10 protein-coding genes are annotated in these 7,948 nt (G+C 44.2%); all 10 read left to right on the top strand.

Annotated elements, in window-relative coordinates:
* Positions 1-205 precede the first annotated feature (205 nt).
* The gene (locus tag QZL69_RS01000) at positions 206-1,522 is read left to right on the top strand and encodes a Na+/H+ antiporter NhaC family protein (RefSeq protein WP_022213367.1); all 1,317 of its coding nucleotides are present in this window, start codon (positions 206-208) and stop codon (positions 1,520-1,522) included.
* Between the two features lie 64 nt (positions 1,523-1,586).
* Entirely contained in the window at positions 1,587-2,069 is a 483-nt protein-coding gene (locus QZL69_RS00995) for a hypothetical protein (RefSeq protein ID WP_022213366.1), read from the top strand.
* Positions 2,070-2,182: 113 nt separating this feature from the next.
* Positions 2,183-2,824 carry a MerR family transcriptional regulator gene (locus tag QZL69_RS00990; RefSeq protein WP_022213365.1) on the top strand — a complete coding sequence of 214 codons (642 nt, stop codon included), beginning with the start codon at positions 2,183-2,185 and terminating at the stop codon, positions 2,822-2,824.
* Complete coding sequence (locus QZL69_RS00985; protein ID WP_005423341.1) at positions 2,805-3,116, top strand: YbjQ family protein; 312 nt, start codon at positions 2,805-2,807, stop codon at positions 3,114-3,116. Before QZL69_RS00990 ends, QZL69_RS00985 begins: the two co-directional genes overlap by 20 nt.
* A gap of 144 nt (positions 3,117-3,260) precedes the next feature.
* Positions 3,261-4,610, top strand: a complete 1,350-nt coding sequence (locus QZL69_RS00980; protein WP_022213364.1) for an MATE family efflux transporter — start codon at positions 3,261-3,263, stop codon at positions 4,608-4,610.
* Positions 4,611-4,662: 52 nt separating this feature from the next.
* On the top strand, positions 4,663-4,977 hold the full coding sequence (locus QZL69_RS00975) for a BrnT family toxin (RefSeq protein WP_118253934.1): 315 nt from the start codon (positions 4,663-4,665) through the stop codon (positions 4,975-4,977).
* Positions 4,955-5,134, top strand: coding sequence for a hypothetical protein (locus QZL69_RS00970; RefSeq protein ID WP_022213362.1), 180 nt, complete (start codon positions 4,955-4,957; stop codon positions 5,132-5,134). The genes QZL69_RS00975 and QZL69_RS00970 overlap by 23 nt, the downstream gene beginning before the upstream one ends.
* Positions 5,135-5,211: 77 nt before the next feature.
* On the top strand, positions 5,212-6,297 hold the full coding sequence (locus QZL69_RS00965) for an endonuclease/exonuclease/phosphatase family protein (RefSeq protein WP_022213361.1): 1,086 nt from the start codon (positions 5,212-5,214) through the stop codon (positions 6,295-6,297).
* Positions 6,298-6,480: 183 nt separating this feature from the next.
* Positions 6,481-7,488, top strand: a complete 1,008-nt coding sequence (locus QZL69_RS00960) for an ATP-binding response regulator (RefSeq protein WP_022213360.1) — start codon at positions 6,481-6,483, stop codon at positions 7,486-7,488.
* A gap of 36 nt (positions 7,489-7,524) precedes the next feature.
* Positions 7,525-7,923, top strand: coding sequence for a metallophosphoesterase (locus tag QZL69_RS00955; RefSeq protein ID WP_022213359.1), 399 nt, complete (start codon positions 7,525-7,527; stop codon positions 7,921-7,923).
* Positions 7,924-7,948: the final 25 nt, after the last annotated feature.

Below are 7,948 nucleotides of genomic sequence, written 5' to 3'. Positions count from 1 at the left end.
CATAAACGCAGGCAGATATACAGCGGACTACCTGTTATGTGGGGACCTGCCGTATCCAGCATGGAAAATGCGTATACCTGCGCACCTAAGTTACAGGCGTATCCGCCGATATTTAGTCTGACGCCTAAAGCGTCTGGAAGCACGTGACTTCAGTCATGTGAGGATAGAGTTTTTAATTCACAAACATAGAGAAGAGACTTTCATTATGAAAAAAGAAAAAGGTAATGCCATTGCACTCCTGCCAATTGGTGTATTTCTCATATTATACCTGGGCCTTGGCATTTTATTTGAGTATGTGATGAAGATTCCGATGGGATTCTATAATGTACCGATCGTGGTCGCATTTCTTGCCGCGATCCTGGTTGCCTGTCTGCAGAACAGGGAAGTAAGTTTTGACAGGAAACTTGAGATCATGGCGCATGGTGTCGGAGACAAAAATATCATCACAATGCTTCTGATCTTTCTCACAGCAGGCTCTTTTGTCGGCGTGGTAGGAAGAAGCAGCGCGGAAAGTGTGGCATATTTTATGCTGACGCTGATTCCGGCGAGATTTTCTGTGGCGGTTTTATTTGTAGTTGCATGTTTCGTATCGGTAGCGATGGGAACTTCTGTAGGCACGATCACACTTCTGGTGCCGATCGCGGCGGCTGTTTCCAGTGCGTCAGGTTTTGATCTCGCATTTTGTGTGGCTTCGGTCATGGGCGGGGCGATGTTCGGCGATAACCTTTCTTTCATTTCCGATACCACGATTGCAGCCTGTAATGGACAGGGCTGTGAGATGAAAGATAAATTCCGTGAAAATTTCTGGATCGCATTTCCGGCAGCACTGATCACACTTGTTCTGATCCTGATCCTGTCTTTTCAGACGGAAATTCAGGGACATGTCAGTCAGTCCTATCATCTGCTCCAGATACTGCCATATGTCCTGGTGCTGGTCGGAGGTATCATCGGCATCAATGTATTTGTGGTTCTTCTGACAGGAATTGTTTCCGGAGCGATCATCATGCTTGCCGGAGGGCATATCACGCCAGTGGATCTTCTGACGAATATGGGTTCCGGTGTATCCGGAATGTTTGAGACCTGTATGGTGGCGATCCTGGTAGCGGCAATGTGTGCGCTGATTCGTGAGTACGGCGGTTTTGATGCACTTCTTGGCTGGATCCACAAAATCTTCCGTGGCAGAAAAGGCGGGCAGCTTGGTATGGGACTTCTTGTCGGAACCATGGATATTGCGACTGCGAATAATACGGTAGCCATTGTTATGGCAAATCCGATCGCCAGAGAGATGGCACAGGAGTATGGGATCACACCAAGAAAAACTGCCTCCCTGCTGGATACTTTTTCCTGCATCTTTCAGGGAATCATTCCATATGGTGCACAGATGCTCGTGGCAATCTCAGCGGTCAATGAGCTGGGTGGTGAAATTTCCGCTTTCCAGATCATTCCGAAACTTTTTTACCCGATGTTCCTTTTGCTTATGTCGATCATTTCGATAATGAGAAGTGAAAAGACAAAAATGTAAAACCGGAGTTCTATAATAGAAATATGAATAAAAAAGTTTTACATTATGAGGAGGACAATTACCCATGAAAAAGAAAACAGTTATTACAGCAGGGATTCTGGGAGTTCTGGCAGTTGCAGCAGGTGTGTGGTTTTATCATCCGGCTGGCAAAGTAGATCAGGAGATCCTGAGCCGGCTTGAAGGCGATTATGGAATTCCATACGATGATGATATGGATGACGAGGAGTATTACGATAATGAATGCTTCTGGGAAATGGCTGTTTTTACAAAAGCAGATGGATTTTTTACAACGAAACCGCCGGCACTGATGATCTATGATGCAGAAGCGGGAGAGCCTGGCCTTGCCGGAACGATCATAAATCTGGATGCGGATACAATGGAATTGAAAATAGATGATCGCATGACAGACAAAGACTATTATCCGTCTGGATGGGACATTGAAACGTCATCAGATACCATAGAGTTTACTTACGAAGAAACAGAAGATGGTCTGGAACTGACCAATCATGGCAAAACGTTCACTTTTGTAAAATATCAGGAAGATTAAACAGAAAAAAATAAAAAAACACTTGACCTTCCACCTTATGGAAGCTGTATAAAACAGGTACAGACAGCGATATGAAGAGTTTTCAGACTGTCAGGAAAGTAAGAGGTAGCGCAATGAAGATCAAACAGGTGGAAGAGCTTGTAGGAATCACAAGAAAAAATATCCGTTTTTATGAAGACCAGGGGCTTCTCAATGTAGAACGTGCAGAAAACGGATACAGGGAATATCATCAGGAGGATGTCATCCGGCTTCAGGAGATCAAATTATTCCGAAAGATGGATATTTCCATAGAAGAAATGAAACTTCTCTTCGAAAAAAAGAAAAGCCTGCAGATCTGTCTGGAACAGCATCTCAAGGAACTGGAACACCGAAAGGAAGGTCTTTTGAAGATGCAGGATATGTGCGAACGTCTGATCCTGGAACATCGGTCACTGGAATCTCTGAATGCAGAGGACTGTCTGGAAGAAATCGAGCAGATGGAGAAAGAAGGTGCAAAGTTTATGAACGTTAATAAAACAGATGTGCATAAGAAAAAGAGAACGGGAGCGATCATCGGTGCAGCAGTTATGACAGTGCTCATGCTGGTGACGATCATAATCGTATTCTGGGCAAACGCACAGGATCCCATTCCGCTGGGGCTGCTTTTGCTGATCACGGGGATCCCGGCAGTCATCATTGCAGGAACGCTCATAGCACTTGCAGGAAGAATGAAGGAAATCGAAGGAGGAGAAGAAGATGAAGCTTCTAAGTATTGAATATATCCCGGGCGTGGATTTTGAGCCGCTCGGAATCGTAAAAGGAACCGTTGTGCAGACCAAGAACGTCGGCAGAGATTTCATGGCAGGCATGAAAACCCTGGTTGGCGGCGAGATCGTAGGTTACACAGAAATGCTGAACGAGGCAAGACAGATCGCTACGAAGCGTATGGTGGATGAAGCCAAGGAGATGGATGCCGATGCCGTGATCGGTGTTAAATATGGCTCCTCCCAGGTCATGTCAGGAGCAGCAGAAGTGATCGCTTATGGAACTGCGGTGAAATACAAATAAAAATGGTCGAAAGAAGCTCACATCACAATGACACGTGGTGTGAGCTTTTTTTCTGTACGAAATATATGGTGAAAACATATTGCAAACCATGTATAATAAGACTCATGGATGATGAAAAATAAAAACGGATGAGGAATTTAATTCATGGAGGGAAATTTAACAAAAGGTCCTATTCTGAAAACGTTGACGAAGCTTGCAATTCCGATCATGGCATCGTCGTTTCTTGGGACTTTGTATAATATCACGGATATGGCATGGATCGGGCTGCTTGGCTCGAGGGCAGTTGCCGGTGTTGGAGTTGGCGGTATGTTTACCTGGCTTTCGCAGGGGCTTGCTTCTATGGCGAGGATGGGCGGTCAGGTGCAGGTTGCACAGTGCATTGGACATGGCGACAGGGAAAAGGCGCATGGTTTTGCACAGGCAGCAGTGCAGCTGGCAGCGGCGATGGGAATGGTGTATGCAATTCTTTCGCTGGTATTTACGAAGCAGATGGTCGGCTTTTTTCAGTTGACGGACGCTGAGGCGCATGCAGCGGCTATGTCGTATACGAGGATCGCGTGTGGGCTGATCGTATTTTCATTTATGACTCTGACATTGACAGGACTTTATACGGCGCAGGGCGATTCCAAGACACCATTTCTGGCAAATCTGATCGGGCTTGTCACAAACATGATTCTGGATCCCGTTCTGATCCTTGGATCGGGACCTTTTCCGAAACTGGGCGTGATCGGAGCTGCAATTGCAACGGTAATGGCACAGGCGATCGTTATGAGTATTATGGTTCTTGCGATCATTGTGCGGAAAAAAGAAAATGTACTGAAGGGTATAAAACTTTTGGCAAAGATCCCGGAAGAATATCTGAGTGGGATCTGCAGGATCGGAATTCCGACAGCGATCCAGGGAATGGCATATTGTGCGATTTCCATGGTGCTGACACGAATGGTTTCAGGATATGGTGCAGAGGCGGTTGCCACACAGAGGGTCGGCGGGCAGATCGAGTCGATTTCCTGGAATACGGCGGATGGTTTTGCGGCGGCGCTGAATGCTTTTATTGCGCAGAATTATGGAGCCGGAAAGAACGACCGTGTCAGGAAAGGATATAAGGCAGCTTTGTGGACAGTTGGTGTATGGGGAGTGCTGATCTCACTTGCATTTATATGCTTTCCCAATGCGATCGCAGATATCTTTTTCCATGAACCGAAGGCAATCGAGACAGCAGTTGGATATCTTGTGATCATTGGATTCAGTGAAGCTTTTATGTGTGTAGAACTGACAACGGTAGGTGCCTTGTCCGGACTTGGCAGGACGAGACTTTGCAGTATCATCAGCATCACCTTCACCAGTGCCAGGATCCCGCTGGCGATCATTCTCGGCGGAATGATAGGACTCAGTGGAATCTGGTGGGCACTCTCTGTAACATCGATCGTCAAAGGAATCATCTTCACATGCACGTTCCTGTGGATCACAAGGAAGCGTCAAGTAAATAAAATATAAACTTACAGAATGATATTTTTATAATTCTTTTACTAGTGTGAAAAATCCATCCATGTTATACTTAGAAAAAAAGCAGGAGAGTGATGGATTGAAGTTTGAATGGGATCAGGAAAAGAATCTGATTAACCAGAAAAAACATAAGATATCATTTGAAACAGCAGCATACGTATTTGCAGATAAAAATTATATAGAAATGTATGATTTTGAGCACAGTATAGATGAGGACAGATACATTGCGATAGGATGTGTTGGAGAAGTACTATTTGTTGTGTTTACGGAAAGAAAAGAGAATATTCGTTTGATTTCCGCCAGACTGGCAACAGAATCAGAGAGGAGGCTCTATTATGCTCAAGACATTTACTATTAATAAGGGACAAAAACCGACAAAAGAACAATTACAGGAAGTTATGGATGCAAAGAACTCTCCGATAATAACTGATGAAGACGCACCAGAATTATCACCAGCGATGCTCAAAGCATTTAAGAGCAGTGTGATTCAGAGGAACCGAAAGAAAAATGCATAAATTGAAAATCCTGGAGTAGAGATAGACTCTGGGATTTTCTGCTATTTTGCAGATAATACAAAAGAAAAGGTAAATTTATGAAAACAGCAAAAAAGATTTTTAAGATCATTGGAATCATAGCAGGGGTGGTTGTGGCCGTGTTGATCGTGTATATCATCTACCTTTATGCAAGCTATCACCGTATCGAAGACAACCTGTCGCTGGAGGTGGAATCTCATGCACAGGCAAATGCATATCTGACAACGGAGAAAGAATACTCCGCACTTACATACAATATCGGTTTTGGTGCGTACACACCGGATTTCAGTTTTTTTATGGACGGCGGCAGATCTTCCTGGGCGAAGAGTAAGGACAGTGTGCTTGAAACGGTTCAGGGTGCAGGAGAACTGGTCAGATCTTATGATCCGGATTTTGCCCTGATTGAAGAGGTGGATCTGAATTCAACCAGAAGTTATCATGTAAATGAATATGACATATTGAAGGACTGCTTTGCAGATTACGATACTGTATTTGCACAGAACTATGATTCTGCATTTTTGTTCTATCCATTTACACAGCCACACGGCAAGAGCAGATCAGGGCTGGCTCTTTTTTCCAGATACCCTGTCACAGATTCTCTGAGAAGAAGTTTTCCGGTATCTACGTCATTCAGTAAGTTTTTTGATCTGGACCGCTGTTACAGCATTTCCAGAATTCCAGTGGACAATGGCAAAGAACTCGTAATCTTTGAACTGCACATGTCTGCCTATGGGAACAGCGATGAGATCCGGGAAGGCCAGATCCGCATGCTGACCGAAGATATGCAGAAAGAATACGAAGCAGGAAATTACGTGCTCTGTGGCGGCGACTTCAATCATGACCTTAAAGCAGATGAAAACGATTCTGCAGAAAGAGAATCCTGGGCATATCCATTCCCGAGATCCGAACTCCCGGAGCATTTTTCCTTCGGTATGGATCAGCTTTCCGAGCAGGAAAAACAGGATTTATGGGACAGCGCGCGTAATGCAGACATGGAATATGTACCGGGTGAAACCTACACAGTTACACTGGACGGATTTATCATTTCCGATAATATAGAATGCGTATCTTACGAAGATATCAACACAGGCTACACCTACTCCGATCACGATCCGGTCTACATGAAATTTAAACTTACTCAGTAAAATGAATAAAAATACAAAAAATCATTCCCCAGAGGCATCTTTGGGGAATTTTTTTTGCAAAAGATATAAAATTCGAGTATAATCCAAATTAGTTAGGTACTGACCAAAGGTCATTAATAATTTCTGGATCGACAGGGATTATATTTCTGAAACAAAACAGCAGGAAGCATGGAGGAGAATAGTATGAAAGACAAAAAACGTTTTGTCTGTGCCAATGCGTTTTATGAAGGAAGGGAATACTATTACTGTTTGAAAAAAATCCCGAGTTATAACTGGACGATGCTGTTTCTTGTGTCAGCAGATCATGTGGCGACGAATACCATGGACATGGTGAATTCTATCATTCGCACGTTTGCACTGGTTGCGGCATGTGCTTTTGCAATCCTGTGTTCAGGTTTCTTTGTCTGGTACAGAAGCCGCAGGACACGCGCGATGTATGAGTTTGAGGTGCGGACGAATGAACGTCTGTCGGAAGTGAACCAGGAACTGGAAAAAGCAAAAAAAGTGGCAGAAGAGGCATTTCATATTGCGGAAGAGGCGAACCAGTCCAAGAGTCGTTTTCTCTCCAATATGAGCCATGATATGAGAACACCTATGAATGCGATCGTAGGTTTTACGACGCTGCTAGATAATGAGAGCAAAAATCCGAAAAAAGTGCAGGAATATACAAAGAAGATCGCTTTTTCCAGCCAGCATCTGCTGGGACTTATCAACGATGTGCTGGATATGTCCAAGATCGAGGCAGGCAAGATGAAGCTGACGCTGGAAGAAGAAAACATGGATGAGATCATCGAGAATATTGATGCCCTCGTCCGCCCGCAGATGGTCCTTCGTAGGCAGAAGTTTGAGATCATTGTGGAACTGCTTAAAATGGAAGGCGCAGAATGTACTGTCTGCGAAAATGGACAGCTTGCGGTAGAGACATTTACCGCATCGGAAGAAAACACGATCAATCTGATCCTGATGGATGTACAGATGCCGGTGATGAACGGATACGAGGCGACGAAAGCAATCCCAAGTTCAGGTCATCCGATGGCTGAGACAATTCCGATCATTGCGATGACTGCAAATGCTTTTGTAGAAGATATCCATGACGCATTGGACACCGGAATGAATGCACATGTGGCAAAACCGGTGGATATGCAGGTGCTGAAAGAAACCGTGGCACAGGTGATCGGAGGAAGAGCATGAGATGCAGTAATATAAAAGGACATAAAAGGAGCACGTATGCGTAGAATATGGGTAACCAGTGACCTGCATATTGGTCATAACAAAGAGTTTGTATACAAAGAGCGTGGGTTTCAATCAATTGAAGAGCATGACAGCGCATTGCTCTCTAATTGGAATGAACTTGTCAGCCCAGATGATGCCGTATATGTTCTGGGAGATGTGATGTTAAAAAAAGATCTCGAAGATGAGGAATTCTCATATGCCCTGAATATATTAAAACAATTAAATGGTGAGCTTATTATACTTCGAGGTAACCACGACAGTGAGAGTAAGCTCAAAAAGTACGAAACCTGCGAAAACGTGATCAAAGCAGGTGAAGCTGCATGTTATCTGAAATATCCGGCAGTTAAAGGCTATCAGTTTTATCTGTCACACTATCCAACTTTAGGACAATAAGCGGGAATCCTCGGCAATTCAATTA

This window comes from Blautia sp. CAG:237 (assembly GCF_000436615.1).
GTDB lineage: Bacteria > Bacillota > Clostridia > Lachnospirales > Lachnospiraceae > Blautia_A > Blautia_A intestinihominis.
Note: the sequence above shows the minus strand (reverse complement) of the source record. Positions and strands in the feature narration are given on the sequence as shown.

Excerpts from the sequence above, each read along its gene's own strand:
- QZL69_RS01000 (WP_022213367.1), top strand. The coding sequence starts at position 206 with ATGAAAAAAGAAAAAGGTAATGCCATTGCACTCCTGCCAATTGGTGTA.
- QZL69_RS00995 (WP_022213366.1), top strand. The coding sequence starts at position 1,587 with ATGAAAAAGAAAACAGTTATTACAGCAGGGATTCTGGGAGTTCTGGCA.
- QZL69_RS00990 (WP_022213365.1), top strand. The coding sequence starts at position 2,183 with ATGAAGATCAAACAGGTGGAAGAGCTTGTAGGAATCACAAGAAAAAAT.
- QZL69_RS00985 (WP_005423341.1), top strand. The coding sequence starts at position 2,805 with ATGAAGCTTCTAAGTATTGAATATATCCCGGGCGTGGATTTTGAGCCG.
- QZL69_RS00980 (WP_022213364.1), top strand. The coding sequence starts at position 3,261 with ATGGAGGGAAATTTAACAAAAGGTCCTATTCTGAAAACGTTGACGAAG.
- QZL69_RS00975 (WP_118253934.1), top strand. The coding sequence starts at position 4,663 with ATGTTATACTTAGAAAAAAAGCAGGAGAGTGATGGATTGAAGTTTGAA.
- QZL69_RS00970 (WP_022213362.1), top strand. The coding sequence starts at position 4,955 with ATGCTCAAGACATTTACTATTAATAAGGGACAAAAACCGACAAAAGAA.
- QZL69_RS00965 (WP_022213361.1), top strand. The coding sequence starts at position 5,212 with ATGAAAACAGCAAAAAAGATTTTTAAGATCATTGGAATCATAGCAGGG.
- QZL69_RS00960 (WP_022213360.1), top strand. The coding sequence starts at position 6,481 with ATGAAAGACAAAAAACGTTTTGTCTGTGCCAATGCGTTTTATGAAGGA.
- QZL69_RS00955 (WP_022213359.1), top strand. The coding sequence starts at position 7,525 with ATGCGTAGAATATGGGTAACCAGTGACCTGCATATTGGTCATAACAAA.